Origin of the sequence: Plantibacter sp. RU18 (genome assembly GCF_050613355.1) — a bacterium.
Classification (GTDB): domain Bacteria; phylum Actinomycetota; class Actinomycetes; order Actinomycetales; family Microbacteriaceae; genus Plantibacter.
The window spans coordinates 2,500,415-2,526,152 of record NZ_CP159618.1 but is presented as its reverse complement, the minus strand read 5'-3'; the positions used below and the strand labels follow the sequence as shown (position 1 = coordinate 2,526,152).

At 68.3% G+C, this 25,738-nt stretch carries 23 protein-coding genes, 1 other RNA gene and 1 pseudogene; 15 read left to right on the top strand and 10 right to left on the bottom strand.

Translation table 11 applies throughout. The annotated features are described in order from the left end of the window. Positions 1–6: 6 nt before the first annotated feature. Positions 7–1,332, bottom strand: a complete 1,326-nt coding sequence (locus ABMA10_RS12135; protein ID WP_347867211.1) for an LLM class flavin-dependent oxidoreductase — start codon at positions 1,330–1,332, stop codon at positions 7–9. Further along, positions 1,329–2,699 carry an O-acetylhomoserine aminocarboxypropyltransferase/cysteine synthase family protein gene (locus ABMA10_RS12130; protein WP_347867212.1) on the bottom strand — a complete coding sequence of 457 codons (1,371 nt, stop codon included), beginning with the start codon at positions 2,697–2,699 and terminating at the stop codon, positions 1,329–1,331. Before ABMA10_RS12130 ends, ABMA10_RS12135 begins: the two co-directional genes overlap by 4 nt. A gap of 363 nt (positions 2,700–3,062) precedes the next feature. Here ABMA10_RS12130 and ABMA10_RS12125 point away from each other — a divergent pair, with 363 nt between their 5' ends. The 4 genes from ABMA10_RS12125 (at position 3,063) to ABMA10_RS12110 (ending at position 6,140) form a co-directional block, all read left to right on the top strand. Continuing rightward, positions 3,063–3,725, top strand: a complete 663-nt coding sequence (locus ABMA10_RS12125; RefSeq protein WP_431030590.1) for a ThuA domain-containing protein — start codon at positions 3,063–3,065, stop codon at positions 3,723–3,725. Between the two features lie 191 nt (positions 3,726–3,916). Next, the gene (locus tag ABMA10_RS12120) at positions 3,917–4,252 is read left to right on the top strand and encodes a hypothetical protein (protein ID WP_431030589.1); all 336 of its coding nucleotides are present in this window, start codon (positions 3,917–3,919) and stop codon (positions 4,250–4,252) included. 9 nt (positions 4,253–4,261) lie between these two features. Next, positions 4,262–5,305: an LLM class flavin-dependent oxidoreductase gene (locus tag ABMA10_RS12115; protein WP_431030588.1), complete on the top strand. Its 1,044-nt coding sequence runs from the start codon at positions 4,262–4,264 to the stop codon at positions 5,303–5,305. 58 nt (positions 5,306–5,363) lie between these two features. After that, the gene (locus ABMA10_RS12110; RefSeq protein WP_431030587.1) at positions 5,364–6,140 is read left to right on the top strand and encodes an SGNH/GDSL hydrolase family protein; all 777 of its coding nucleotides are present in this window, start codon (positions 5,364–5,366) and stop codon (positions 6,138–6,140) included. Between the two features lie 21 nt (positions 6,141–6,161). Here ABMA10_RS12110 and ABMA10_RS12105 read toward each other — a convergent pair whose 3' ends face one another. Both ABMA10_RS12105 and ABMA10_RS12100 read right to left on the bottom strand, forming a co-directional pair. After that, positions 6,162–7,742, bottom strand: a complete 1,581-nt coding sequence (locus ABMA10_RS12105; RefSeq protein WP_431030586.1) for a molybdopterin-dependent oxidoreductase — start codon at positions 7,740–7,742, stop codon at positions 6,162–6,164. A gap of 97 nt (positions 7,743–7,839) precedes the next feature. Continuing rightward, a complete protein-coding gene (locus tag ABMA10_RS12100; RefSeq protein ID WP_431030585.1) occupies positions 7,840–8,484 on the bottom strand; it encodes an FMN-dependent NADH-azoreductase in 645 nt (214 codons plus the stop codon). Between the two features lie 72 nt (positions 8,485–8,556). On the opposite strand from ABMA10_RS12100, the pseudogene ABMA10_RS12095 reads away from it, so the two are divergent. The 3 genes and pseudogenes from ABMA10_RS12095 (at position 8,557) to ABMA10_RS12085 (ending at position 11,149) form a co-directional block, all read left to right on the top strand. Continuing rightward, positions 8,557–9,820 (top strand): annotated as a pseudogene (locus tag ABMA10_RS12095) (kynureninase). A gap of 46 nt (positions 9,821–9,866) precedes the next feature. Beyond that, positions 9,867–10,793 (top strand): aldose 1-epimerase family protein, encoded by a 927-nt coding sequence (locus tag ABMA10_RS12090; RefSeq protein WP_431030584.1) that lies wholly within the window; start codon positions 9,867–9,869, stop codon positions 10,791–10,793. A gap of 116 nt (positions 10,794–10,909) precedes the next feature. Next, positions 10,910–11,149, top strand: coding sequence for a hypothetical protein (locus tag ABMA10_RS12085; protein WP_431030583.1), 240 nt, complete (start codon positions 10,910–10,912; stop codon positions 11,147–11,149). Positions 11,150–11,168: 19 nt separating this feature from the next. On the opposite strand, the gene ABMA10_RS12080 is transcribed toward ABMA10_RS12085, so the two are convergent. From ABMA10_RS12080 to ABMA10_RS12070, 3 genes are all read right to left on the bottom strand, one after another. Then, positions 11,169–11,312, bottom strand: a complete 144-nt coding sequence (locus tag ABMA10_RS12080; protein WP_431030582.1) for a hypothetical protein — start codon at positions 11,310–11,312, stop codon at positions 11,169–11,171. Between the two features lie 88 nt (positions 11,313–11,400). Next, entirely contained in the window at positions 11,401–11,829 is a 429-nt protein-coding gene (locus tag ABMA10_RS12075) for an organic hydroperoxide resistance protein (RefSeq protein WP_431030581.1), read from the bottom strand. Between the two features lie 64 nt (positions 11,830–11,893). Further along, entirely contained in the window at positions 11,894–12,793 is a 900-nt protein-coding gene (locus ABMA10_RS12070) for a LysR family transcriptional regulator ArgP (protein WP_347867214.1), read from the bottom strand. A 68-nt stretch (positions 12,794–12,861) separates the two neighbouring features. Between ABMA10_RS12070 and ABMA10_RS12065 the strand changes: the two genes are divergently transcribed. The 4 genes from ABMA10_RS12065 (at position 12,862) to rnpB (ending at position 15,548) form a co-directional block, all read left to right on the top strand. Further along, positions 12,862–13,479: a LysE/ArgO family amino acid transporter gene (locus ABMA10_RS12065; protein ID WP_347867215.1), complete on the top strand. Its 618-nt coding sequence runs from the start codon at positions 12,862–12,864 to the stop codon at positions 13,477–13,479. 52 nt (positions 13,480–13,531) lie between these two features. Beyond that, positions 13,532–14,350, top strand: a complete 819-nt coding sequence (locus ABMA10_RS12060) for a Nif3-like dinuclear metal center hexameric protein (protein WP_347867216.1) — start codon at positions 13,532–13,534, stop codon at positions 14,348–14,350. A 44-nt stretch (positions 14,351–14,394) separates the two neighbouring features. Further along, positions 14,395–15,132, top strand: a complete 738-nt coding sequence (locus tag ABMA10_RS12055; RefSeq protein ID WP_347867217.1) for a zinc ribbon domain-containing protein — start codon at positions 14,395–14,397, stop codon at positions 15,130–15,132. 49 nt (positions 15,133–15,181) lie between these two features. Further along, positions 15,182–15,548: RNase P RNA component class A (gene rnpB, locus ABMA10_RS12050), an RNA gene on the top strand. A 69-nt stretch (positions 15,549–15,617) separates the two neighbouring features. Here rnpB and ppgK read toward each other — a convergent pair. Together ppgK and map are read right to left on the bottom strand one after the other, a co-directional pair. After that, entirely contained in the window at positions 15,618–16,394 is a 777-nt protein-coding gene (ppgK, locus tag ABMA10_RS12045; RefSeq protein WP_347867218.1) for a polyphosphate--glucose phosphotransferase, read from the bottom strand. A gap of 9 nt (positions 16,395–16,403) precedes the next feature. Further along, on the bottom strand, positions 16,404–17,306 hold the full coding sequence (gene map, locus ABMA10_RS12040; RefSeq protein WP_347867219.1) for a type I methionyl aminopeptidase: 903 nt from the start codon (positions 17,304–17,306) through the stop codon (positions 16,404–16,406). Between the two features lie 33 nt (positions 17,307–17,339). Here map and ABMA10_RS12035 point away from each other — a divergent pair, with 33 nt between their 5' ends. The 4 genes from ABMA10_RS12035 (at position 17,340) to ABMA10_RS12020 (ending at position 24,141) form a co-directional block, all read left to right on the top strand. After that, positions 17,340–17,525 carry an SPOR domain-containing protein gene (locus tag ABMA10_RS12035; protein ID WP_347867220.1) on the top strand — a complete coding sequence of 62 codons (186 nt, stop codon included), beginning with the start codon at positions 17,340–17,342 and terminating at the stop codon, positions 17,523–17,525. Positions 17,526–17,636: 111 nt separating this feature from the next. Next, positions 17,637–19,646: a hypothetical protein gene (locus ABMA10_RS12030; protein ID WP_431030580.1), complete on the top strand. Its 2,010-nt coding sequence runs from the start codon at positions 17,637–17,639 to the stop codon at positions 19,644–19,646. Positions 19,647–19,743: 97 nt separating this feature from the next. Further along, the gene (locus ABMA10_RS12025) at positions 19,744–21,099 is read left to right on the top strand and encodes a glutamine synthetase family protein (protein ID WP_347867222.1); all 1,356 of its coding nucleotides are present in this window, start codon (positions 19,744–19,746) and stop codon (positions 21,097–21,099) included. Positions 21,100–21,117: 18 nt separating this feature from the next. Continuing rightward, positions 21,118–24,141 carry a bifunctional [glutamine synthetase] adenylyltransferase/[glutamine synthetase]-adenylyl-L-tyrosine phosphorylase gene (locus tag ABMA10_RS12020; protein ID WP_347867223.1) on the top strand — a complete coding sequence of 1,008 codons (3,024 nt, stop codon included), beginning with the start codon at positions 21,118–21,120 and terminating at the stop codon, positions 24,139–24,141. 128 nt (positions 24,142–24,269) lie between these two features. Here the strand turns inward: ABMA10_RS12020 and glnA are convergent, their stop codons facing one another. Beyond that, positions 24,270–25,694 (bottom strand): type I glutamate--ammonia ligase, encoded by a 1,425-nt coding sequence (glnA, locus tag ABMA10_RS12015; RefSeq protein ID WP_347867224.1) that lies wholly within the window; start codon positions 25,692–25,694, stop codon positions 24,270–24,272. Positions 25,695–25,738 lie beyond the last annotated feature (44 nt).

The window sequence follows — 25,738 nt, the reverse complement described above, 5'->3', positions numbered from 1 at the left end:
ACGACCTCAGAAGTCGCGCAGGTTCCCGCGGAGCCCCCCACCGGGGTATGCGCGTCGGAGGATGCCGCGTCGTCGGAGGATCGGGACGAGCTCGTCCAGCATCCGATGCACGGTGACGGGGTGCAGATCACCCGAGAAGATGAATCCGTCGTTGTCCGCATCGTCCCCGGCTCGTTCGATGTAGTCGGCGATCTCCTCGGCGGTGCCCACTCCACCCGTGCCATCGGTGATGCGCCCGAGGCGGGCTTTCGGGGTCAGCAACTCTCGGAGCGTCGCGGACGAGAAGTCCTCGAATCCGCCGAGCAATGCGCCGAGGCTCCCTCTCGACACGTGGTCGCCGAAGATGGCGGGGTCCACGGGGCGGTCGGGATCGAGGGCAGTGAGGTCGGTCTCGAGATCACTCGACCAGCCGAGCGCCACGGCCCGGAAGGTCGCATCGTCTGGTACGTCCGAAGCGCGCACCAGTCGGTCCGCCTCTTCTCGGCTGGAGACGATGACCGGTTTGAAGACGAACAGGATCTTCGGTGGGATCGTTCGACCGACGTCGTCGGCGGCGGCCAGCACACGGGCCCGGTACGCGGCGAGGCTGTCGAGGTCGAGCGGCGCGAGCGCCAATTGGATCTCCGAGTGCCGGCCGGTGAACGCGAGTCCGCGGGGCGAGGAGCCGGGGGAGACGATGATCGGTTCACCCCCGAGACCGTCGTCGAACGGGAGCGCGTTGAGCGGACCGTCGAACGTGAAGTGGGCACCTCGGTGCTCGAGCGGTTCGAGCCGTCCGCCGTCCGCGAAGACCCCGGTCGACCGGTCGCCCACGTATGCGCCCGGCCCCCAGCTCCGCCAGAGCTCGGTCACACCGCCGAGCCACTCCTCTGCGCGGTCATAGGCGACGTCGTGGGCGACCGGCGCCTGCCCGAAGTGCCGACTACTCCCGACGTCGGTGACGACGTTCAGCCCGAGTCGTCCGCGACTGAGATGCTGGAGGCTCGCGAACTGGCGAGCCGCCTGGTACGGCGGGAACTGGAGCGGATTGACGGTCGGTACGATGCCGATGTGCTCGGTCGCACCGAACAGGAACGGGGCGAGGCTCAGCGGGTCGTGCTTCGGTCCGCCGTAGGCACCTCGGATCCGGAGGTCGAGGGTCTGCGGGTTCCCGAGGGACAGTGCGTCCTCGATGATGACGAGGTCGAGACCAGCCTGCTCGAGCTCCCGGACCGCCTGCTGGTAGAGACCTGGCTCCTGCCAGGCGTAGTCCCAGTCGAGGTACGGATGCCCCCAGCCGTGCGGACCGAAGCCGCGGGACAGGAACCAGCCGAAGTGCTGCTGCCTGGTCATGCCGCGACCTCCTCGCGGTCGAGTATCCGCGCACCGACGGTGTCGGGTGTGTCGATGTACAGGTCGAGTTTCGCGAACGCCCGCTCGAGGTCGCCGATGAGATCGGCGACGTCCTCGATTCCGACGGACACCCGCAGCATGCCCTCGCCGATGCCGCTTGCCGCGAGCTGCTCGGGTGTCCTCTGGACGTGCGTGGTGGACGACGGGTGGATGATCAGCGACCGGACGTCTCCGAGGTTCGTCATGCGGGTGAAGAGTTCGACGGCATCCACGACGGTCCTGGCAGCGGGACGACCGCCGCGCAGCGTGAACGAGAACACCGCACCCTGACCCCGTGGCAGGTAGCGGTCGGCCAGCGCGCGATACGGACTGCCGGGCAGCCCCGAGTAGTCCACCGACTCGATCTCCGGTCGGCCGTCGAGCCACGTCGCGAGTGCGAGCGCATTCTCGCTCTGCCGCTGGACGCGGAGCGACAGCGTCTCGATGCCCTGGTTGATGAGGAAGGCGTTGAACGGCGACGGCGTGGGGCCGAAGCGCATCGCGACCGCGTTCCGCGCATAGGCGGAGAAGGCCCCTCGTCCGGCGTGCTCCAGGTAGCTCCGCCCGCCGAGACCAGCGTTGGGTGTGTGCAGCTCGCGGTACCGTGCGGTGTCCGCGGCCCAGTCGAAGGTGCCTCCGTCGACGATCACTCCACCGAGCACCGTGCCGTGCCCGGCGAGGAACTTGCTGGCCGAGTGCACGACGATGTCTGCTCCGTGCTCGATCGGACGGAGCAGGTATGGCGTCGCGAACGTGTTGTCGACGACGAGTGGGATGCCGTGCGCATGGGCGACGTCGGCGACGAGTCGCAGGTCGGCGAGGTCGTTCCGCGGGTTCGGGATCGACTCGATGAAGATCGCACGCGTGTCCGGCCGGATCGCTGCGGTCCAGGAGGCGACGTCGAGCGGATCCACGACCTCGCTGACGGTGATGCCGAGGCGACTGTAATTGTCGGTGAACAGCCCGCGTGAGCCCTCGTAGATGCTCGGTGCGATCAGCAGATGGTCGCCCGCCTGCAACAGTGCGAGCAGGGCGACGTTCACCGCAGCCTGGCCGGAACCGAGGAGGATCGCCGCGACGCCGCCCTCGAGCGCTGCGAGCCTTCGCTCGACTGCATCGACCGTCGGGTTGCCGACGCGGGTGTAGCTGTAACCGTCGGGATCGGGACCGAAGCGCTGCTCTGCCTCGTCGAAGTCGGCGAAGGTGAAACCTGCGCTCGCGAAGATCGGCAGCGCGCGCGCATGCGGGGCGGAGGCGACCGTCGAGCCTGCATGCAGCTGCTGCGTCGTGAAGCCCAGGCGTGGTACGTCGTCCGGAGTCCCGTTCATCGCGTGGTTCCTCTCTGCGGTGTCGGCCCGTCGCCGGCGCGACGCATGCACGTCGTCCGGTCGGCCGGGTTACGGGTACCTTACGGATCTCGGGGCGGTGGTGCCCGGTCGACCGACACGCTGGGTCACAATGCCGTCCACGTCGGTACGCGGGCCACGGCTCGGCTCGCTTTGTGCTCTGAGGCCGCGGACGCACCAACGCAGACGGCGCCACCGGGCAACCGGCGACTTACATCGACATCGTCGAGCTGTGCATCTCTTCCGGACCGCGGGGTCGCGTTTCGACTGGCGGGTAGGGTGGAAAGCGTTGTCCCGCTTCCCTGCGGTTGCATCGCTCGGTGGGACGACGGAAAGGTGTCCAGCATGAAGACACTCATCGCCTCGGGTTCCGGACGATACGCCGATCCGTGGCATCCGTACGATCGGACGAGCCCGCTCATCGCCGAAGTGCTCTCGACGGCCGGGTTCGAGACCACCATCGATGACGATGTCGACCAGGCGATGACCCGACTGGACGGCGTCGACCTCCTCATCGTGAACGCTGGCGACCCGTGGCGGTCGGATCAGCCCGGTGACGCTCCATGCGCGGCGATCGACGGGCTGGCCGCAGCTCTCGAGCGGGGTGTCGGCGTCATCGCGTTCCATGCCGCCCTCGCCTCCCTTCGCGACTACCCGGAATGGGCCCCCGCGATCGGTGCGGTGTGGCTCCCAGGTGTCTCCTGGCATCCGCCGAGCGGACGGACCGTCATCCGAGGCCTCCGCTTCCCGGACGGTGCTCCGGTCCACGACCTGGAGGTCGACGACGAGCAGTACCTTCGGCTGCAGCGTCTCGGTCCAAGCGGCGTGGTCGCCGAACACGAGATCGATGGCGAGCGCTTTCCGGCTGCGTGGGTGCGCGAACACGAGGCGTCCCGAGTGGCGGTCGATGCACTCGGGCACGACGAGCGCTCCTACGAATCCGCCGGGCATCGCGCCCTCATCGCGCAGCTGGCCCAGTGGGTAACCGAACCGCGCGGGGCCGCATGATCCGTCACGGGTCACCGTCCGGCATCGCACTTCACCTGCCACCGAGCTGTGCATTCTGGGTGCTAAGTGGGCCTGGGCGGCGGAAGCGGGTCTAGGCTCCGAAGCGGGGCGTCGACCCGCCACAAGGGTCGAACAGTCCCGTTCCAGGAATCGGAATCGCGAGAAAGCTTCGTCACGTGACCCAAGACCTCATGTCTCCAGAGAGCATCGTCAAGCGCATCATGCGCACCGGAACCGTCTGGTTCGGCGTCGCCGTCGGCAGCTCGGCCATCACCCTCGGCCTCCTGCTGGCGTCCGGTTGGCGTCCGACAGTGCTGACAGCGGGGCTCCGCGTGGTGTGGTGGTGTTGCGCCACGATTGTCGTCCTGAGCATCGGCCTGCTCGGATGGTCGGGCTGCCCGGTCCTCGAGATAGACGTCCCGACCGCAGCGCGGAACAAATCCTGGACGATGCAGCTCGGCACGATGCTGTTCATCCTCGGCGGTGCCGGAGCGATGTTCGTCGTCCTCCTCGGAGCGCCCAGCTAGGGTCGAGACATGCCTGCACCCTCTGAACCGCTCCGCAGACTCGGTTTCCTCACGATGGGCTTGTTCGACCCGGAGGCTCCAGCGGCCGGACACGAGGCGACACTCCGGTTGATCGAACTGGGGGAGCGGTTGGGGTTCGACAGTGCGTGGCTGCGGCACCGCCACCTGCAGTTCGGTATCTCGTCGCCGGTCGCCGTCCTCGCGGCAGCATCACAGCGGACGCAGCGCATCGCGCTCGGGACGGCCGTCACGCCGCTCGGAGCAGAGAACCCGTTCCGTCTGGCGGAGGACCTGGGGACGGTCGATGTCCTGACGGGAGGCCGGTTGCTTCCGGGCTTCAGTACTGGTGAGCCGATGCGGTTCGACGCGTTCAAGCAGGCGATCTACCCGAACACCCTCGAACTGGAGGACCTGGGCTACGACCGTGTGCTGCGCCTGCGCTCGTTCATCCGCGGTGACGAGGTCAGCACCGACGCGGGACGGGAGGGGCAGGAAGACTACTCCTCCCGGGTCGAACCGCACTCCGCCGGTCTCGCTGACCGGCTCTGGTACGGTGCGGGAAGTGTCCGGTCCGCGAGATGGGCCGGTGAGCACGGGTTCAACCTGCTGACGAGCAGTGTCATCGCCTCGGAGGACGGCACGGCCGATTTCGCTGCGAACCAGGCAGCACAGGTGCGTCTGTTCCGCGAGCGTCATCCGCAGGGCGCACGCGCACGCGTGTCACAGGGCCTCGTGGTGATCCCGACTGATTCGGCCACGTCGACCCAACGTGAGAGGTACCGCGATTACGTCGCCTCACGCCGTCACCGGATCGGGGTCGCCCACGGACCGCGCCGCATGCTCTTCGCCGAAGACCTCGTCGGCAGCAGCGCTGAGATCGCCGAAAGGCTGTACGACGACGCCGGCTTCCGCGAGGTCGACGAGGTCGCCTTCGCGCTGCCGTTCACACTGGAACCCGACGACTACACGCAGCTGCTGACCGACATGGCCGGTGCGCTCGGGCCGGCGCTCGGCTGGCGGCCGTCGGATCCGGCCGAGGTTCGACCGGCGTGACCAGCGCGCGTCGTGCGGGCCCGCCCGGGCACTGACACACCGCGCGTACAGTTGGGGGATGGCGCAGAGCGGGTTCGAACGGTACGTGGCCATCGGCGACAGCTTCAGCGAGGGATACGGCGACGTCCGGGAGGACGGTTCGCTGCGAGGCTGGGCCGACTTCGTCGCACTCGGGCTCGCTCGAGCATCCGAGTCGCCCGTCAGCTACGCCAACCTTGCGATCCGTGGTCGGAAACTCGCCCCCATCCTCGACGAGCAGCTCGAACGCGCCATCGCCATGGGGCCGGACCTCGTGAGCTTCAACGGCGGCGGGAACGACATCATGCGCCCTCGCGTGTCGATCGACGGCGTCGCCGATCAGCTCGATGGCGCCGTCGACCGTCTTCGCGCGGGCGGAGCGCACGTGCTGCTGCTGAGTGGCGCGAACCCCTCAGCGCACATCCCGTTCGGCTCACTCCTCGAGCGTCGCGGTGAGCAGCTCGCGAATGCGGTCCGTGTCCGGTATCCGCGCGAGGGGGTCACCTTCGTCGACAACTGGGCTGATCGGCCGCTCGGTGACCTGCGCTATTGGTCCGTGGACCGTCTGCACCTGAACGCGCTCGGCCACGCGCGTGTCGCGAGCAACGTGCTCGCCGCGCTCGGCGTGGCCGTCCCGGAGGAGTGGGGCATCGACGAGGTCGCGGCGGCCCCGCCAGGACCGCGCCAACGCCGAACGGCCTCGTACTACCGGGAGCATGTCCTGCCGTGGGTCGGACGACGCCTGACCGGCCGCTCCTCGGGAGACGGCCGTGAGGCGAAGATCGGATCACTCCAGCCGGTCGACCCGCGCGGCTGAGCGCGGAGCGACCTGATCGGTTCAGCCGACGCGGATCAAGGTCCGCTGCCACCCGGAGGAACCGTTCGGTGCGATCGGCGCCTGCTCCTCGATCTGGAGGTTGCCCGCCTTGTCGGTCGCGCGGACGGCGACGTAGTGCGTGCCGGACGTCGCGTCCCAGTCCAACCACCACTGCACCCAGGTGTCGTCGTTGATGGCCGTCGAGAGGTTCACGCTCTGCCAGTCACCGTTGTCGATGCTGACCTCCACCTTCTCGACGCCGACGGTCTGTGCCCAGGCGACTCCGGCGATCTTCGTCGGGCCGGTGGGCACCTGCTTGTCGATCCGCGGGGTGTCGATGCGCGACGAGAGTTTGATCGGTGCCTTGGCGTCGTACCCTCGCGGCGTCCAATAGGCCTCGTCCTTGTCGAAGGTGGTCACCGTGAGCTTCGTGAGCCACTTCGTCGCCGACACGTAGCCGTACAAGCCCGGGACGACCATACGGACCGGGAAGCCGTGCTCGAGGGGAAGGGGCTCGCCGTTCATGGCGACGGCGAGGATGGCGTCGAGGTTCGGGTCCGTCAGCGATTCGATCGGTGTGCTCGCGGTGAACCCGTCCACGCTCGTCGAGAGCACCATGTCGGCGTCCGAGTCCGGCATCGCGCGCTTCAGGACGTCCCGGACGGGGATGCCGAGCCACTTCGCGTTGCCGAGCAGGCTGCCGCCGACCTCGTTCGAGACGCACGTCATCGTGATCACGTACTCGTCGAGTCCCATGGCGAGGAGTTCGTCGAAGGTGATCGTGACCTGCTCGCCGACCATGCCGTCGACGGTGAGGGTCCACGTATCGGGGTCGACCGATGGCACCGTCAGCGCGGTGTCGACGCGATAGAACTTGTCGTTGGGGGTGAACAGCGGGCTGATGCCGTCGACAGCGACCTCCGCGCCGTCCGGGATCGTGACCGTCGACTTCGGGGCCGGCAGCTTCAGGGCCTCGCGGATGGCCGTGATGGACGAGGTGGTGACGTTGACGATGCGAGCACCGACACCGACGACGATCGCGCCGGCCGCGGATATCCCTGCGATGCGGAAGAACCCGCGACGATCGAACGCGGCGGGGGCATCGTCGCCGTCCGTGTCGACGGTTCGTTGGCGGCGCGGCAGGCGCCGGCTCAGCAGGATGAGGATCGTGACTCCTGCGGCGAGCCCCAGGATCACCGGGATGACTGCGAGCGGTGTCGCCCCGGCACGGGTGATGGTCGTCGCGCCGGCGAAGACGCCGGCGGCGACGAGCAGGATGACTCCGAGCGGCGGCCGGAGGTACTGCAGGACGCCGGCGACGAGTGCTGCGACGAGCACGGCGATGCCGAGGCTGATCAGCAGGAACAGCTTGTCGTTGGCGCCGAACGTCTCGATCGCGAACTCCTTCGCCCAGCGGGGGACGATGTCGATCACGAACGACCCGACGGTCAGCAGTGGGCTGCTCCCACGGGCGAAGACGAGTGCCGCCAGTTCGGCGATCGCGAGGAACACCGCCGCCGCGACGACGCCTGAGAGTGCTGCGGCGACCCAGACGAGACGTCGCCCGGTGCGTGTGGTGCCGGTGGCCTGCGTGGTTGGCATTCGAAACTCCCTGATCGTGGTTCGACAGGAGTTCGGAGCGCTCATCACATCAGACGGGTCGGGTTCGTGATCAGCCGATGGGTCGCGTGTCGACGAGTCAGGCTGTCGCGAGTGCCAGACGCATGCCGGTCTCCGTCGCCAACGTGAGCGCTTCGTCGAGCTCCTGTTCGCTGCGGCCGATCTGGGACGAGAGGGACGGATCCTGTGCGGCGAGCGTGAGGCTGGTCGTGATGACGTGCACGTCCATCCCGAGCGCGCTGCCGAACAGGGTCCGGAGAGCAGGCACCTCGTGGTCCCACCCTTCTGTCGGACTGCCGATGTCGTAGGCGATCCCGCGGCTGGTCGTGATGACGACTGGTCGTCCGGCCAGCGCACCCGTATCGGCCGAGGTGACTCCCGGGACGTGGATGTGGTCGATCCAGGCCTTGAGCGACGACGGGATCGAGAAGTTGTAGAGCGGCGCGCCGATGACGACGATGTCCGCGGCGAGCAGCTCGTCAAGCAGGGCACGCTGGAGCGCTTCGGCTGCTGCCGGCGGGTTGGAACCGGGCACTCGATCGGCCGGAGCCCAGTGCAGGCTCGAATCGGCGAGGTGCGGTACCGGTGTGCGATGCAGGTCGCGGCGGACGACGACTCCGGACGGGTCTGCGTTCAGCCACGCGTCGACGACGGCCTGGGACAAGCGGCGTGATCGGGAGGAGACGAGGTCAGCGGAGGAGTCCAGGTGCAGGAGTGTCGGCATGGGGTCCACGCTAGCAATCGCCCGGGAGCCGTCTCCTTGCGGCGCGCGGCCGCGCACGGTTACCGTCGCTCCATGGTCAACGCTCCTGATCCGACACGGTCCGCCCGTCCCGCAGCCCGACTCCTGGATCGGATGGATCCGTTGGCGGAACACGTCGACGCATTCGTCCCTGCACAGGATGTCGTCGCCTATCTGGACGGCAATTCGCTCGGTCGTCCGCTGCGAGCGACCGCGGCTCGTCTGCAGACGTTCATGGCCGAGGAATGGGGCACGCGCCTCATCCGTTCGTGGGACGAACGTTGGTTCGACCTGCCGCTCACCCTCGGGGACCGGCTCGGTGCGGCCGTGCTCGGCGCCGCCGCGGGTCAGACGGTGGTGGCCGATTCGACCACGGTCCTGCTCTACAAGCTGATCAGGGCAGCGGTGGACGGCGGCACCTCCGGCAGCGATCGGGCCAGGCGCGACGAGATCGTCATCGATGCGGGCAACTTCCCGACCGATCGTTTCGTCGTCGAGGGGATCGCTGCGGAGCGCGGACTCACAGTTCGGTGGATCGCCGGCGATCCGGTGCACGGCGTCTCTTCGGAGCAGCTCGCGGAGGCTGTGCACGAGGGGACCGCGCTCGTCGTGCTCAGCCAGGTCGACTATCGATCGGGAGCGCTCATCGATGTCGCGTCCTACACCTCCATCGCTCACGCGGTCGGCGCACTGGTCGTCTGGGACCTGTGCCACTCGGCAGGCGTCCTGCCGATCGAGCTCGACGCCTGGGGCGTGGATCTCGCGGTGGGCTGTTCGTACAAGTACCTGGGCGGTGGGCCGGGCGCGCCGGCGTTCGCCTACGTCGCCGAGGCGCACCAGGACCGCCTGCTGCAGCCGATCCAGGGGGTGGATGGGTGCGGCCGACGTCTTCGCGATGGCCGACGCCTACCGGCCGACGACCGGAATGCGCCGCTTCCTCAGCGGAACACCACCGATCGTGGGCATGCTGCCCCTCGAGGAGTCCCTCACGCTCATCGAAGTGGTCGGTCTTCCGGCGATCCGAGAGAAGTCGGCACGGCTCACCGACTTCGCCATCTCCTGGGCGGACGAGCATCTTGCGCCTCGCGGCGTCTCCGTCGTGACGCCCCGGGAACCGGCGCGACGGGGCGGGCACGTGACCCTTGCACACCCGTCGTTCGAATCGGTGATCGCCGAGCTCTGGGAACACGGTGTGATACCGGACTTCCGACGCCCGGACGGGCTTCGCATCGGCATCTCGCCACTCAGCTCGAGTTTCGCCGAACTGGAACGAGGACTCGAGGAGATCGCTGTGGAACTGGACCGGGCCGGCGTCTGATGCACAGCACTGCCCCCGGCGGAGCGGACGGCCGTAGGCTTGTCCCATGCCTGCCGCTTCCGGAGTCCAGCACCGTCTCAATCGTTCTGGACCGAACGGCGAGGTCCGTGCGACGGTCACCGAGTTGGCCGCCGGCCTGCGCGAACTGACCGTCGCCGGCCGGACGCTCGTCGAGTCCTTCGGAGAGGACGTCGTCGCGCCGATGGGGTGCGGCATGGTGCTCGTCCCATGGCCGAACCGCGTCCGTGACGCACGCTGGACGCTCGACGGCACGACCCAGCAGCTCGACGTCACCGAGGCGGCGACGGGCAACGCCTCTCACGGCCTGCTCCGCAACACCGGCTATCACGCCGCCTCGTCCTCGGAAGCGGCCGTGACCCTCACGGCATCAGTCTTCCCGCAGCACGGCTACCCGTTCCGCCTCGACACGTCCGTGCACTACGAGCTGGTGGACGACGGGCTCCGCGTGACGCACCGGATCGTGAACCGGTCCGTCGCTCCGGCGCCGGTAGCCGTCGGAGCGCATCCATATCTGGCGCTCGGCGGGGTGCCGTCCGAGGACCTGGTCCTGACAGTTGCTGCCGACACCTGGTTCGAGACCGACGACCGTCGTGTCCCGATCGCGGAGCACGACGTCACAGGGACGCAGTACGACCTCCGGTCGGGCAGGGGCGTCGGCGAGCTCGCCCTCGACGTCGGCCTCGGCGGGCTACGGAGTGTGGATCGGGCGCGCCGACACCGGTTGACCGCACCCGACGGCGACTTCGTCGAACTCTGGGCCGACGAGGTCTTCCGATTCGTGCAGGTGTACACGCCGGCGGAGTTCCCGAAGGCCGGCGGACCGGGAGTCGCGGTCGCGATCGAACCCATGACGGCTCCTGCTGACGCGCTCAACAGTGGAACGGGGCTGCGCTGGCTGGAGCCGGAAGAACACTGGACCCTGTCGTGGGGGATCCGAACCGGACGCTCCTGATCGGCCCGGCTGCCTCGAGCCGCCGAACGACGTCAGCTCACAGGATGACACGACCCCGTCGATGATCCACCCCTCGTCCGATGTGTCCGGGTGGACGCGCGACCGAGACTGAGGGTATGACCACACACCCGGCAACGAACCCGACGCTCTTCAGCCTCACCGCACTGCGCACCGACGACGCACGGTCCTCTTCGGTCGCGCGGAAGCGGACCTCGGGGAGCGGCCGTCTTGCGGCGTTCATCGGTGTGCTGATCGGCAACATCGTGCTGTGGAGCACGATGTCGATCGCCGTCGGCCTACTGCTGGCCGTGCAGCTCGGGCTCGTGGGCGTCGTGGTCGCCGCGATGCTGCGCTGAAGCGTTCAGCGCCACCGGGTCACGCGTCTCGATCCTCGTCCGCGATGATGTCGGTGTCCTCCTCGAGGCCGTTCTCCTCATCGACGTAGTCGTCTGGGAGACCCTGCAGCATCGCTGCGGCCCCCTCGTCGCGCAGACCCTCGACTGCTCCGAAATTCGACATGGTGCGTTCCTCTCGTTCGTCGTGCGCGTCAGCGTACTGAGCGCGCACGACGAACGACAGGGGTTGCGGCCTCACGGCCGCTCGGGTGTCAGTCGACGATCGAGACCGTGACCTCGATGTTGCCCCGGGTGGCGTTCGAGTACGGGCACACCTGGTGCGCCTGGTCGGCGAGCTGCTGGGCCTCATCGTGGGTGACGTTCGGCACGTAGACGTCGAGTTCGACGGCCAGCCCGAATCCGCCCTCACCATTGGAGCCGATGCCGACGCTCGCCGAGACGGCCGCGTCGGTGGTGTCGAGCTTCGCGGTGCGACCGACGACGTGCAACGCACTCAGGAAACAGGCCGCGAAGCCTGCGGCGAAGAGCTGCTCGGGGTTCGTCCCCTCGCCGCTGCCGCCGAGTTCCTTCGGGGGGGGGGGGGGGCGGGTGTCGAAGTCGAGGAGGTCGTCCTCGCTGCGGACATGTCCGTCTCGGCCGCCTCCGGTGGCATGGGCAACTGCTGTGTACGCGATATCCATTGCTCCATCCTCGCACCGTCCGAGTAGCCGGGAGCACCTGGGAGCGCAGGTTCCCGGTCCTCGCTCAGCGCAGGACGCCGCGCGCGCCGTCCACGACCGCCGACGCCACCACATCGAGCAGCGGTGAGTGCAGGCGCCACTGCTGCCAGAACAACGGCACGTCGAGCAGGCCTGCGTCGTCGAGGGACACCACCTCACCGGACGTCCTCCAATCGCCCGATTGGGCGTCAGGCAGCATGCCCCACCCGAGTCCCAGACGGACCGCCACCGCGAAGTCCGCCGACGCGGGCACATGATGACGCGGCGGTCGGGCCGGCTCGATGCCGCGGCGACGCAGGTAGGCGTCCTGCAGGTCGTCCTTCCGATCGAAGACGACCACCGGGGCGGCGGCGAGCGCTTCCGGTGTCACGCCGTCGGTGAACCACCTGGAGACGAAGGCGGGGGAGGCCGCCGGGCGGTATCGCATGCTCCCGAGGAGCTGCACCGTGCATCCCTGCACCGCCTCCCTGCTCGACGTCACCGCAGCCATGACGCTGCCGTTGCGCAGGAGTTCTGTCGAGTGGTCCTGGTCCTCCCGAGAGAGGTCGAATCCGATCGGGTGGACTGCTGCGATGTCGGCGAGCACCGGCAGGATCCAGGTCGCCAAGGAGTCGGCGTTGACCACGATCGGGATGACGGCGGGCGCGGTCGGTTCGAGGCCGTCGTCGGCGTGCAGCTCGAGCGCTGCCCCGTGCTCGAGGAGCCGGATCGCCCGAGCCAGCCGGAGGATCGTCTCCCCGGACGTCGTGGTCGTGATCGGTTTCGTCCGCAGGAGCAGCACCCGGCCGACACCCTGCTCGAGGGCCTTGATCCGCTGGCTGATCGCCGACGGCGTCACCGAGAGTTCACGTGCTGCTGCCTCGAAGGTGCCACGGTCGACGGCGGTGACGAAGGCGTCGAGCTGATCCAGTTGCAGGTCCATCATCAGAGAATCTCATGATTCATCACAAACCTGAACTGGATTGATGACGACAGGTTCCGTACCTTCAGACCATGCCTCCCCTCCTCAACGCCGCGATCGCGGGCTTCGGGCTTGGTCTGTCGCTGATCGTGGCGATCGGCGCGCAGAACGCGTTCGTGCTCAGGCAGGGCATCCGTCGAGAGCACGTCCTCTCTGTCGTCCTCGTGTGCGCGCTCTCAGACGCCGTGCTGATCATCGCGGGCGTGAGCGGCATCGGCTTCGTCATCGAGCGCTTCCCGGTGGTGCTGATCATCCTGAAATGGGCGGGAGCCGCATTCCTGCTGGGGTACGGCATCCTGGCGGCGAAGCGCGCCTTCGCACCGGGAGAGCTCACCGCGGACGGCACCGGCGGCGGGTCGTCCCTCAGCACCGCCGTGCTCACGGTCGTCGGCCTCACCTGGCTCAATCCACACGTGTACCTGGACACCGTCCTGTTGCTCGGCTCGATCGCGAACACACATGGCGGCGACGGGCGGTGGTGGTTCGCCGTGGGCGCCGTCGTCGGCAGCTTCGTCTGGTTCACGGCGCTCGGCTTCGGTGCGCGTCTGCTCGGCGGGCTCTTTGCGAAACCCCGCGCGTGGCGGATCCTCGATGCGTCGATCGCCGTCGTGATGGTCACCCTCGCTGTCCTGCTCCTCGTCCGCGAGTGAACGACGGATCGTCGTCGCGTTGCCCTGCGTCCGGCGTGGATAGGCTGGTGACGTGACGACAACACTGCGCGAGGTCAATGAGGTCATCGAACGGCTGTGGCCGCTGTCCGGAGCCGAGGACTGGGATGCCCCCGGCCTGCTCGTCGGTGCCGCTGACCAGCCAGTCGAACACGTCCTGCTGGCGGTCGACGCCGTCAGGGACACGATCGACGAGGTGCTCGTCCGGCCGGCAGGCCTCCTGCTCGTCCACCACCCGTTGCTCATGCGCGGCGTCACGAGCGTCGCAGAGGACCGGTACAAAGGTGCGCTCATCGCCCGACTGATCCGCGGCGGTGCCGCGCTCGTCGCCGCGCACACCAACGCCGACGTCGTGCAGGACGGCACATCCGACGTGCTCGCGCAGCGCCTCGGACTGCAGCGCGTCACCCCGATCGTCCCGGCGCCGGGCGGCCTCACCGGCCTCGGCCGCGTCGGCGACCTGCCCGAACCGGCATCGCTCGGTGCCGTGGCTCGGACCCTCGCCGAGATCCTGCCTGCAACCGCGACAGGCATCAGGGGGTCTGGCGACTACGGGCACCTCGTCCGGAGGATCGCCGTCTGCGGTGGCGCCGGCGATTCGCTCCTGTCGCACCCGGAGGTGCGCGCCGCAGACCTGTACATCACCGCGGATCTTCGCCACCACCCTGCGTCGGAGGCTCGCGAGCAGGCACTCCTCGGTGGCGGGCCGGCCCTCATCGACGTCTCGCACTGGGCGAGCGAGTGGCTGTGGCTCGATGGCGCTGCAATGGCCCTGCGCGCTGCGTTCCCGGATCTCGACGTCCGGGTCAGCGAACTGCGCACCGACCCGTGGGATTTCGTCGTCACCCAGTGACCTGCGTGGCCGGTAGGGTGATGAGTCGAGAGTTTGGAACAGACGTGAAAGCCAGCCCAGCAGAACAGAAGACGTTGCTCACCCTGCAGAGCATCGACACGGGCGTGCAGCGCACCGCCCACCGTGCAGCGAACCTCGCCGAGGCCGTGCGCATCGCGGAGCTCCAGAGCGAGATCGAGGGTGTGCGGCTGCGTCGGCTCGAGCGTGTCGGCGTCCGCGACGACGCACGCACCGAGCTCGGACGCATCGAGTCCGATGTCGCGGTCGTCGAGGCGCGCATCAAGCGCGACGCAGACCGTCTCCAGCAGTCCACGTCCGTGAAGGACGTCGAAGCGCTGCAGAGCGAGATGACCTCGCTGCAGACGCGCCAGAACAACCTCGAGGAGATCGAGCTCAACGTGATGCAGCGCGTCGAGGACGCTGAGGACGCCGTCTCGCAGGTCGACACCGAGCGCACCGGCCTGCAGGAACTCCTCGACGAGGTCGTCGCCAAGCGCGACGCCCAACTCGTCGACCTCGATGCCGAGCGCGCTCGCCTCGTTGCCGACCGCGACTCCCTGGCCCCCGGCATCCCCGCCGACCTGCTCGCGCTCTATGAGGAGCGGCGCGCGCGTGGCGGCATCGGAGCGGCCCTCTTCCGTGCCGGTACGTGTGGCGCGTGCAAGATGTCACTCACCGGCAACGACCTCCAGGCCGTCCGTTCGGCGCCGTCCGAGGACGTCATCCAGTGCCCGGAGTGCGCGGCGATCATCGTCCGCACCGATGAGTCGGGTCTGATCTAGACCGCTGTCCGAGCGCATCGGCCAGGACCGATAGACTCGTCCGCGTGAACGGGCCGGCTAGACGGTCGCGTCACCGTCGCCTTCGGGTGGTGGTGCCGAGGAACGTCCGGGCTCCAAAGAGCAGGGCGGTGGGTAACACCCACCCGGGGCAACCCGCGAGACAGTGCCACAGAGAACAGACCGCCGTGGGCGACCACGGTCAGGGTGAAACGGTGGGGTAAGAGCCCACCAGCGACCGGGGTGACCCGGTCGGCTCGGTAAACCTCGTCCGGAGCAAGGTCAACAGGAAACGCTGAGGCTGCTCGCCGAGTTTCCGGGTAGACCGCTAGAGGGCTGTGGTAACGCAGTCCCGAGAGAGATGGCCGTCGATACGCGCAAGCGTGGGACAGAACCCGGCGTACCGGTCGACCCGTTCACACCCTTCGGGGAGGGCTGTCACCCGGAGCCGCCCGGCACCGAGCCCACTCTCTCCCGCCACGCGCCACTCAGGCGATGCGGTCGGCGGGTCCGGCGGCCAAGGCTGCCGCCCCCAGGATGCCGGCGTTGTTCCGGTGCACGGCAGGGATGATCGGCGTGTTGAGCTTCAGCAGCGGCAGGAACTGGTCTGCGTGCTTCGAGACGCCGCCGCCGACGACGAACTGGTCGGGTGAGAAGAGGAACTCCACGCGCTCGTAGTACTTCTGCAGCCGCTTGGCCCACTTCTCCCAGCTCAGGTCCTCGCGCTCCTTGGCTGCGTAGGACGCGCGGGTCTCGGCATCCTTACCGTCGATCTCGAGGTGGCCGAGTTCGGCATTCGGGATGAGTGTGTGGTTGTAGATCAGCGCCGATCCGATGCCGGTGCCGAGCGTCGTGAGGATCGTGAGACCCTTCGCATCCTTGGCCGCCCCGAACTCGGTCTCGGCGTAGCCCGCGGCGTCGGCATCGTTCACGAAGGTGATCTCGCGACCGAGGCCCTGCTCGAACAGCTTCTCGGCTTCGAGTCCGATCCACGCGTCGGAGACGTTCGCCGCAGACATGGTCACGCCACCCCGCACGATGGCGGGGAAGCAGACGCCGAGCGGCAGGCCGTCGGAGGCAGGCGACAACTTCTCGAGGACCTCGCGGACGGTGACGACGATGTCCTTCGGTTCTCCACCCTTCGGTGTCGGGATCTTCACACGGTCGGTGAGCAGTTCGCCCGTCGTGAGATCGACGACCGCGCCTTTGATGCCGGTCCCTCCGATATCGATGCCGACTGCGGACCGGTGAGCTGCGTTCGTCATGCGACCAGCCTAGAGCGCCGGAGCGCCGGCCGGGGCGGAGAGCGGCGTCGGGAGGGTGAGGATCTCGGCACCGCGTTCCGTGACGACGAGGGTGTGCTCGAACTGCGCGGTCAGTGAGCGGTCACGAGTGACCACCGTCCAGTCGTCGTCCCACTGGTCCCAATCCTGGCTGCCGATCGTCAGCATCGGTTCGATGGTGAACACCATGCCCGGCTCCATGACGGTGTCGTGCAGCGGCGCGGAGTCATAGTGCGGGACAATGAGACCCGAGTGGAACGACCGGCCGACGCCGTGGCCTGTGAAGTCGCGGACGACACCGTAGTCGAACCGCTTCGCGTAGGACTCGATCGCGCGGCCGATGACATTGATCTGCCTGCCGGGGGCAACCGCCGTGATACCTCGCCTGAGCGCCTCCTTCGTCCGCTCGACGAGGAGGCGGGTCTCCTCCGCGGGGTCGCCGACGAGGAAGGTGACGTTGCTGTCGCCGTGGACGCTGTCGACGAAGGCCGTGATGTCGATGTTGACGAGGTCGCCGTCGCGGAGCGCCGTGTCATCGGGGATGCCATGGCAGATGACTTCGTTCACCGAACTGCAGATCGACTTCGGGTATCCGCGATAGCCGAGGGTCGACGGATAGGCGCCGTGCGAGATGACGTAGGCATGGCCGATCGCGTCGAGTTCGTCGGTGCTGACCCCCGGGCGCACCGCTGCTCCGACGGCCTGGATGGCGTCGGCGGCGATGGTCCCGGCGCTCCGGATGCGCTCGATCTCCTCCGCGGAGTAGAGGTCTCCCCGGGTATCCGTCGCCGGCGCGACGCGACCGACGTACTCGGGCCTGATGATCTCGGTCGGGACCGCTCGCTGGCGGCCGACGCGGCCCGGGATCAGGTGACCTGCGGAATCGAAAGGCATAGGATCGAGCCTAACAAGCAGGGGAGACGCATCGTGGCGAAGGAACCATCCGAGCAGTACTGGTACAACACGAAGACCGGACAGGTCGAATTCGGCTACGAGTCGAGCGTCGTCGATCGCGTCGGACCGTTCGCTACGGCCGCCGAGGCATCCCACGCACTCGAACGCCTGCGCGCGAACAGCGCGAAATGGGACGCGGAAGACGCCGCGGAGGACTGAACCGTCCGGCACTGCGTGTGACCATGCGCGACGATTGCGGGCTCGCCCTCTTCCGCAGATGACCCCCATCAGCCAGGATGGGCCGAGCAGTGCAGCTCGAGCGGGGGGAATATGCAGAGGATCGACCGTCACCGGAGACGACCGGTTGCCACCGCGGTGCTCGCTGTGGCGGCGATCGCCGCCGGTCTGCTGCTTCCGGGAGTCGTGCCGGCCGCAGCCGTCGTCAGGACGGCGGTGGAGCCGGCCGAGTGCGTCGTGGACGTGCCTGGGGGAGCCCGCTGTGGTGAACTGACGGTCCCGATCACGAGAGCTGTGGCCGACTCGCCGATCGCGACGTTGCCCTACGCCATCGTCCCCGCAGCGCTCGACACCGGCCGATCGCCGATCGTCTACCTGGCGGGAGGCGTGCCGCTGTCCGACGTCGACGTCCGGGCCATCTCCGCCGACCGCGGACTTGCCGCTGACCGGGACGTGATCTTCGTCGAACGACGTGGCGGCGGCGATGCGAAGCCGTCGCTCGGATGCCCGGCGGCAGTCGAGGCACTTGCCGACACGCTGGGTGCCGGTGCTGAGCGGGCTGCAGCGCTCGAGGCGATCGGCGAGGCCTTCGGAACCTGCGCTGCCACCTGGCAGGAGGAGGGCTTCAGCGCGAACGACTTCGGTGCCACGCAGTCCGCGTCGGACCTGAGGTCGCTCCGAGAACAGCTCGGCTACGCGCGTTGGACGATCATGGCGGTCGGTACCTCGGCGAACGTCGCGCTCGCGGCGCCGGCAGCCGATCCGGACGGTGTGGACGCAATCGTCCTCGACGGTCCTGACCTCGGCGTGCCCGGCATCGTTTCTGCGGGCGGATTGGCCGCCGCTCTTGCCTCAGTGGATGCTCGTCGCGGTGCCGCCGGCGGTTGGAGCCCCGCTCGAGATGGGGCTGCGACCGCGCCAGGCGAGGAGGACCACGCATCGCGGCCGGTGGAAGCCGCCGCTGCAGCCTCCGAGTCCGGCGCAGCAGGTACGGGCGCAGCAGTGCTCGACGCAGCAGCGCACTCTGCGGCCGTCCTCGCCGACGCCTCCGCGACCCTCGACCGTCATCCTCGCGAGACCGACGGTGCCCGAACACTCACGATCGGACCAGACGCGCTGTACCTGATCGTCTCCGGGGCGTTGTCCGATGCGACCGCGCAGGCCGCCCTGCCGTTCGTGCTCGACTCGGTCGCGGCCGGCCACAGCGAGGCCCTCGACGCGCTGGCTGCGTGGTCGGTCAATTCGATCGTCGAGGGCGAACCGGTGCAGGACTGGGTGCTCGGGTGCTCAACGGCCGGTTGGCCGGGCACCACGGAACCCACGGATGAGGCGGCGCCGCCGTCCACGACCCTCCTGCAGGACGTGGCCGGTACCGCCTGCACATCGCTCGGCGTCGCGCCGACACCGCCACCCGGCCCCATCGGACTCCCGGCGTTCGTCGTCAGTGCGCCGGAGCAGGACGCAGCAGCCGATGGTGCGGCGACCTCGATCCTCCCGAGGGCGATCTCAGCCTCGTTCCCCGGCGCCGGATCCGTACCGACGGCGACCAGCGGGTGCGCCGTGATCGCCGTGCGCGGCTGGTTGACCGAACCGTCGGCATACCGCGCAGCGCTGTGCGCGGTCGATGACGCCGCGGTCAGCGTCGTACAGCAGGCCGATGTCGCCGCGAGTCCCCGGTGGGTCCAGCAGGGTACTGACGGGACCGGTGGGCTGTGGCTGTTGCTCGCCCTCCCGCTGGTGTTCGGCATCGTCGCCCTCGCGTGGTCCATCGCCTGGGCCTACCGGCTGATCGCGCAGGCGCTGCGTCACGACCCGGTGCAGGCAGGACTCCGGCTGGGCGTCGCCCCGGTGTTCGGAGCGAGCTGGGCGATCGCCAGCGCGGTGACGCTGCTGCGCTCGGCCGACTACAGCCCGGCGACGCACCTGCTGGGTGTTCCGGCTGCTCTGCCGTGGCTCTCGATCGTGCTGCTCGTGAGCTGCATCGGGCTCGTCCCGGTCTGGCAGGGCGCGCACCGGGGGTCCCGGCTCCGGATCGTCGCACTCTCGGTCCTGTGGGCGGCGACCGCGGCCTGGACGGCCGTGTTCGTCCTCGCCTGGTGGTGACCGTCGGGTCGGCCGAGTCAGACGCGCGCTGATGAGCGCGAACCGTCGCGGAGCCGGTAGCCTGGACCCGGGCCGCCGGCCGAAGAAAGAGGGGCAGATGGATAAGCAGCGCGACTTCGTTCTCCGCACGATCGAGGAGCGGGGCGTCAAGTTCGTCCGGCTGTGGTTCACCGACGTCGTGGGCACGCTGAAGTCCGTCGCGATCGCGCCGGCCGAGGTCGAGGGTGCGTTCGCCGAAGGCCTTGGATTCGACGGCTCCGCGATCGAGGGGCTCAGCCGCTCCTACGAATCCGACCTGCTGGCCCACCCGGATCCGACGACCTTCCAGATCCTGCCGTGGCGGGGCGAGATCGACCCGACGGCGCGCATGTTCTGCGACATCACCACCCCCGACGGTCAGCCGGCGGTCGCAGATCCGCGCAACGTCCTGAAGCGCACGCTGGCCAAGGCCGCTGAGATGGGCTTCACGTTCTACACGCACCCCGAGATCGAGTTCTACCTGCTGAAGTCGTCGCAGTACGGCGTGAACGGCCCCGAGCCCGTCGATTCCGCCGGGTATTTCGACAACGTGCCGGGCGGCACGGCGCACGACTTCCGCCGTCGCTCGGTCCGGATGCTCGAGGACCTCGGCATCTCGGTCGAGTTCAGCCACCACGAGGCCGGTCCAGGACAGAACGAGATCGACCTGCGCTACGCGGACGCCCTCACCACGGCCGACAACATCATGACCTTCCGGACGGTCGTCAAGGAGGTCGCCATCGAGCAAGGCGTGTACGCGACCTTCATGCCGAAGCCCCTCGTGCACCAGCCCGGTAGCGGTATGCACACGCACATGTCGCTGTTCGAAGGCGACTCCAACGCCTTCTACGAGGCGGGTGCCCAGTACCAGCTCTCGAAGACCGGTCGCCAATTCATCGCGGGTCTGCTCACACACGCCCCCGAGATCACCGCCGTCACGAACCAGTTCGTGAACTCCTACAAGAGGCTCTGGGGTGGGGTCGGGCCGAACAAGCTCGCCGAGGCTCCGAGCTTCGTCTGCTGGGGCCACAACAACCGCTCGGCGCTCGTCCGGGTCCCGCTCTACAAGCCCAACAAGGGCCAGAGTGCTCGCGTGGAATACCGAGCGATCGATTCGGCCGCCAACCCCTACCTCGCATTCTCGCTCATGCTGGCCGCAGGCCTGAAGGGCATCGAGGAGGGCTATGAGCTCCCACCAGAGGCCGAGGACAACGTGTGGACGCTGTCGGACACCGAGCGCCGCGCCCTCGGGTACAACGCGCTTCCCGCGAGCCTCGACCGCGCCCTGAGCCTCATGGAGGGCTCCGAGCTGGTCGCCGAGACGCTCGGCGAGCAGGTGTTCAACTACGTGCTGCTGAACAAGCGTCAGGAGTGGCATGAGTACCGCGCCCAGGTGACGCCGTTCGAGCTGTCGAGCAACCTGGAGATGCTCTAGGCGAGGGCTCGGGCAGTCATGGTCCGGGACGTCTCCCTCAGTCGGCTCGCGAAGCTCGGTTTCACCGGTCTCGGTGAAGCCCGGCAGCGACTCGACGAGCTCGCTGAGCTCGTGTCCGTCGATCCGGCGGAACTCGCATCGTCCTTCACCGCGGCTGCCGATCCGGATGCCGCTTTGGTGGGCGCCCTCATGATCGGGCGCAGGTCACCTGATGAACTCGCCTCCCTCCTGGCCGACACCGCGAGGACCGAGCGCCTCCTGACGCTGTTCGGAGCCTCGCAGGGGTTCATCGACTTCTTCCTGCGGCACCCGGACCAGCTGTCCGTCTTCGAGCTGCCTGTCACACGGGTGCCGACGCTGGAGGAGGCCAGGGACGAACTCCTCGCGAGCGTCGGCGCCGTCGACGGGTTCGCTGCGATCGTCGAGGAACCGGCGTGGGATGCGATCCGGGTCGTCTACCGACGCCTGCTCGCCGAGGTCGCCCTCTTCGACCTGTGTGCACCAGATCCCATCACCGTGCTCGACCGCGTCGCGAGCGCCCTCGCCGATCTCGCGGCCGGCGCCCTGGAGGCTTCGATCGCCGTCGCGAGGACGCAGACGAGCGGTGCGCGCGGTCCCGGCGTGTACCCACGTGAGGAGGTCGCCGCGACCCGGTTCGCGATCATCGGGATGGGCAAGGCCGGCGCCCGCGAGCTCAACTACGTCTCGGATGTCGACGTCATCTTCGTCGGAGAAGGCTCGGACGAAGCGGGAGGGCTGGAGAACGGGCGAGCCGTCGAGATCGCGACACGCTTGGCGATCCTGACCATGCGGGGTCTCAGCCAGGCGGGCTTCGAGCCGAGCCTGTGGGAGGTCGACGCGAACCTCCGTCCGGAGGGCAAGGCAGGAGCGCTGGTGCGTACCCTCGAATCGCACCTCGTCTACTACGACCGGTGGGCCAAGAGCTGGGAATTCCAGGCGCTCCTCAAGGCGCGCGCGCTCGCGGGCGATGCCGACCTCGGAGCGCGCTACATCGAGGCCGTGCAACCGAAGGTGTGGGGGAGTGCCTCCAGGGAGGGCTTCGTCGAGTCGGTGCAGCGGATGCGGGAACGGGTCACCGAGCACATCCCGGCCGCGGATGTCCACTACCAGCTGAAGCTCGGCCCCGGCGGTCTGCGCGACATCGAGTTCACGGTCCAGCTCCTGCAACTCGTCCACGGACAGTTGGACGAGTCCGTCCACCAGCGCGGCACGCTCGCTGCGCTCGACGGTCTCGCGACTGCCGGCTACATCGGCCGGACCGAGGCGCAGGAGTTCGCCCACGACTACCGCCTACTGCGTGTCCTCGAGCACCGGCTCCAGCTCACGAGACTGCAGCGCACGCACATGATGCCGAGGGATGAGCCATCGCTTCGGACGCTCGCCCGGTCGAGCACGCTCGCGACGACGGCGCAGGCGCTCGTGACCCGGTGGGAGACAACCAAGCACGAGGTCCGACAGCTCCATGAACGGCTCTTCTACCGCCCGCTGCTCTCCGCGGTGGCCGCGCTGCCCGAGGGCGGACTCAGCCTCACCAGCGGACAGGCCGAGGCTCGACTCGCGGCGATCGGGTTCGTCGACCCGCGCGGCGCACTCGCTCACATCGGCGCCTTGACGGCCGGTGTCTCCCGCCGGGCGAACATCCAACGCCATCTTCTACCCGTGATGCTCGGCTGGTTCGCCGACGGCGCCGATCCCGACTACGGTCTGCTCGCGTTCCGTCGACTCAGCGAGGCGCTCGGCGAATCGCACTGGTTCCTCCGCATGCTGCGCGACTCGTCCGGCGCAGCCGAGCGACTCACGAGGGTGCTCTCCGGGTCCCGGTTCATCGGAGAACTCATGGACCGGATCCCGGAGTCGGCGGCCTGGCTCGCCGGCGACGAGGACCTGCGGCCGCGTTCGCGTGCAGCGCTCGACGAGGAGGTCTCGGCGCTCCTTCGTCGACACGACTCCAGTGACAGCGCGGCGGCGGCGATCCGAGCGGTCCGTCGGCGTGAGGTGCTCCGTGTCGCGATGTCCTCCACGGTCGGCGTCCTCGACGTACAGGGGCTCGGGAGCGCGCTGACCGACATCTCGAACGCCACACTCACGGGCCTGCTCGGCGCCGTCAGAGGCGTCGGCGGCCTCGGAGTGGACATCGAGTTCGCAATCATCGCCATGGGCAGATACGGCGGTGCCGAGCTTGGCCTCGGCTCCGACCTGGACGTCATGTACGTGTACCGTGCCGGCGACGATCTCGATCCGCAGATCGCCCAGCGCCAGGCGGCATCGATCGCCGCGGAGTTGAAACGGCTGAGCGACGACGCTCGGCTGCCGCTCGACCTCGACGTCGATCTCCGGCCGGAGGGCAAGAACGGTCCGATCACCCGATCACTCGACTCCTACCGCAACTATTACGCCCGCTGGTCGCTCACGTGGGAGGCCCAAGCGCTGTTGCGGGCGGCCGGCGTCGTCGGGGACGCCGAGCTCATCAGCGCGTTCACGGAGGTGGCGGACGCGGTTCGGTATCCGGTCGCGATCAGCGAGCAGTCGGTACGCGAGGTCAAGCGCATCAAGGCGCGGGTGGAGAACGAACGACTGCCGCAGGGCGCCGATCCGACGCGCCACCTGAAGCTCGGCCGAGGCTCCTTGAGCGACGTGGAGTGGTTCGTGCAACTCCTCCAGCTGGAGCATGGCGCACGAGTACCCGAGCTGCGGACGACGTCGACACTCCGCGCGCTCGACGCGGCCGTCGCCGCGGGCCTGGTCGAGGCGGAAGCCGCTGAACGCCTCAGAGAGGCTTGGATCCTGGCATCCCGGGCGCGTTCGGCGATGACCCTCTGGCTGAACAAGACCCAGGACGTTCTGCCGAGCGACCGACAGCAGCTCGAAGGTGTTGCACGACTGCTCGAGTATCCTCCCGGCTCGGCGAGCCTCCTCGAACAGGACTACCTGGCGGCCACACGCCGTGCCCGGACTGTGTTCGAGCACGCCTTCTACGGCATCGAACCCCCGGAATCGGGTTCGACCACGAACGCCCGCTGAGGGTCTCCCCACTCGGTGTGTCAATCTCCTGTCGCTGCCGGACGGTCGGCGCCGCCGACACCGGTCAACGTCGAGCCGCCCCGCCATCCGGAGCGGATGACGGGGCGGCTCGACGTGCAGTGGACGAATCAGACGCCGTAGTACAGCTCGAACTCGAACGGGTGCGGACGCTGGGCGAGCGGCTTGATCTCCTGCTCGCGCTTGTACTGGATCCAGGTCTCGATGAGCTCCGGGGTGAAGACGTTGCCGGCGAGGAGGAACTCGTGGTCCTCCTCGAGTGCCGTCAACGCCTCGCCGAGGGACGCGGGAACCTGCGGGATGTTCTTCGCCTCCTCGGGGGGAAGCTCGTACAGGTCCTTGTCCACGGGCTCGTGCGGCTCGATGCGGTTCTTGATGCCGTCGAGGCCAGCCATCAGCTGCGCGGCGAACGCCAGGTACGGGTTGCCGGAGGCGTCCGGTGCGCGGAACTCGATGCGCTTGGCCTTCGGGTTCGTGCCCGTGATCGGGATACGGATCGACGCGGAGCGGTTACCGGCCGAGTAGACCAGGTTGACCGGAGCCTCGAAGCCGGGGACCAGGCGGTGGTAGGAGTTCACCGTCGGGTTCGTGAAGGCGAGCACCGCGGGTGCGTGCTTCAGGAGACCGCCGATGTACCAGCGAGCAAGGTCGGACAGGCCGCCGTAGCCGTTCTCGTCGTAGAAGAGCGGCTTGCCTTCGCTCCACAGCGACTGGTGCGTGTGCATGCCGGAGCCGTTGTCGCCGAAGAGGGGCTTCGGCATGAACGTGGCGGTCTTGCCCCACTGCTCGGCCGTGTTCTTCACGATGTACTTGAACTTCAGGATGTCGTCCGCCGCGGCGACCATGGTGTCGAAGCGGTAGTTGATCTCGGCCTGGCCGCCGGTGCCCACCTCGTGGTGGCTGCGCTCGAGGATGAGTCCCGCGTCGATCAGCTTGAGGCAGATGTCGTCACGGAGGTCGGCCTGCTTGTCGACCGGGCTGACCGGGAAGTAGCCGCCCTTGTACGGGGTCTTGTTCGCGAGGTTTCCGCCTTCTTCAGCGCGACCGGTGTTCCAGGCGCCCTCTTCGGAGTCGACCGAGTAGAAGCTCGAGTGCTGGTTGACCTCGTAGCGCACGTCGTCGAAGATGTAGAACTCCGCCTCGGGAGCGAAGAACGCGGTGTCGGCGATGCCGGTCGACGCGAGGTACTTCTCGGCCTTCTTGGCGACCTGGCGGGGATCCTTCGAGTAGATCTCGCCGTTGCGGGGGTTGTAGATGTCGAACACCATGATGAGGGTGCGCTCAGCGCGGAAGGCGTCGACGTAGGCGGTGGAGACATCCGGGATGAGCTGCATGTCCGACTCGTGGATGTTGGCGAAGCCACGGATGGACGAGCCATCGAACAGCTGGCCGACGGTGAAGAACTCCTCGTCGACGGTGTTGGCCGGGATGTTGAAGTGCTGCTGCACGCCGGGAAGGTCCGTGAAGCGGATGTCGAGGAACTTGACATCGGTGTCCTTGATGAACTTGAGCACTTCGGAAGAATCACTGAACATGTGAATGGCTCCAAATGGGGTTGGTACAGGGAGGCTGCACAGCG

Excerpts from the sequence above, each read along its gene's own strand:
- ABMA10_RS12065 (WP_347867215.1), top strand. The coding sequence starts at position 12,862 with ATGCCTCCCCTCCTCAACGCCGCGATCGCGGGCTTCGGGCTTGGTCTG.
- ABMA10_RS12110 (WP_431030587.1), top strand. The coding sequence starts at position 5,364 with ATGGCGCAGAGCGGGTTCGAACGGTACGTGGCCATCGGCGACAGCTTC.
- ABMA10_RS12085 (WP_431030583.1), top strand. The coding sequence starts at position 10,910 with ATGACCACACACCCGGCAACGAACCCGACGCTCTTCAGCCTCACCGCA.
- ABMA10_RS12120 (WP_431030589.1), top strand. The coding sequence starts at position 3,917 with ATGTCTCCAGAGAGCATCGTCAAGCGCATCATGCGCACCGGAACCGTC.
- ABMA10_RS12025 (WP_347867222.1), top strand. The coding sequence starts at position 19,744 with ATGGATAAGCAGCGCGACTTCGTTCTCCGCACGATCGAGGAGCGGGGC.
- ABMA10_RS12130 (WP_347867212.1), bottom strand. The coding sequence starts at position 2,699 with ATGAACGGGACTCCGGACGACGTACCACGCCTGGGCTTCACGACGCAG.
- ABMA10_RS12080 (WP_431030582.1), bottom strand. The coding sequence starts at position 11,312 with ATGTCGAATTTCGGAGCAGTCGAGGGTCTGCGCGACGAGGGGGCCGCA.
- map (WP_347867219.1), bottom strand. The coding sequence starts at position 17,306 with ATGCCTTTCGATTCCGCAGGTCACCTGATCCCGGGCCGCGTCGGCCGC.
- ppgK (WP_347867218.1), bottom strand. The coding sequence starts at position 16,394 with ATGACGAACGCAGCTCACCGGTCCGCAGTCGGCATCGATATCGGAGGG.
- ABMA10_RS12075 (WP_431030581.1), bottom strand. The coding sequence starts at position 11,829 with ATGGATATCGCGTACACAGCAGTTGCCCATGCCACCGGAGGCGGCCGA.
- ABMA10_RS12070 (WP_347867214.1), bottom strand. The coding sequence starts at position 12,793 with ATGATGGACCTGCAACTGGATCAGCTCGACGCCTTCGTCACCGCCGTC.
- glnA (WP_347867224.1), bottom strand. The coding sequence starts at position 25,694 with ATGTTCAGTGATTCTTCCGAAGTGCTCAAGTTCATCAAGGACACCGAT.
- ABMA10_RS12115 (WP_431030588.1), top strand. The coding sequence starts at position 4,262 with ATGCCTGCACCCTCTGAACCGCTCCGCAGACTCGGTTTCCTCACGATG.
- ABMA10_RS12030 (WP_431030580.1), top strand. The coding sequence starts at position 17,637 with ATGCAGAGGATCGACCGTCACCGGAGACGACCGGTTGCCACCGCGGTG.
- ABMA10_RS12105 (WP_431030586.1), bottom strand. The coding sequence starts at position 7,742 with ATGCCAACCACGCAGGCCACCGGCACCACACGCACCGGGCGACGTCTC.
- ABMA10_RS12020 (WP_347867223.1), top strand. The coding sequence starts at position 21,118 with ATGGTCCGGGACGTCTCCCTCAGTCGGCTCGCGAAGCTCGGTTTCACC.
- ABMA10_RS12125 (WP_431030590.1), top strand. The coding sequence starts at position 3,063 with ATGAAGACACTCATCGCCTCGGGTTCCGGACGATACGCCGATCCGTGG.
- ABMA10_RS12135 (WP_347867211.1), bottom strand. The coding sequence starts at position 1,332 with ATGACCAGGCAGCAGCACTTCGGCTGGTTCCTGTCCCGCGGCTTCGGT.
- ABMA10_RS12100 (WP_431030585.1), bottom strand. The coding sequence starts at position 8,484 with ATGCCGACACTCCTGCACCTGGACTCCTCCGCTGACCTCGTCTCCTCC.
- ABMA10_RS12090 (WP_431030584.1), top strand. The coding sequence starts at position 9,867 with ATGCCTGCCGCTTCCGGAGTCCAGCACCGTCTCAATCGTTCTGGACCG.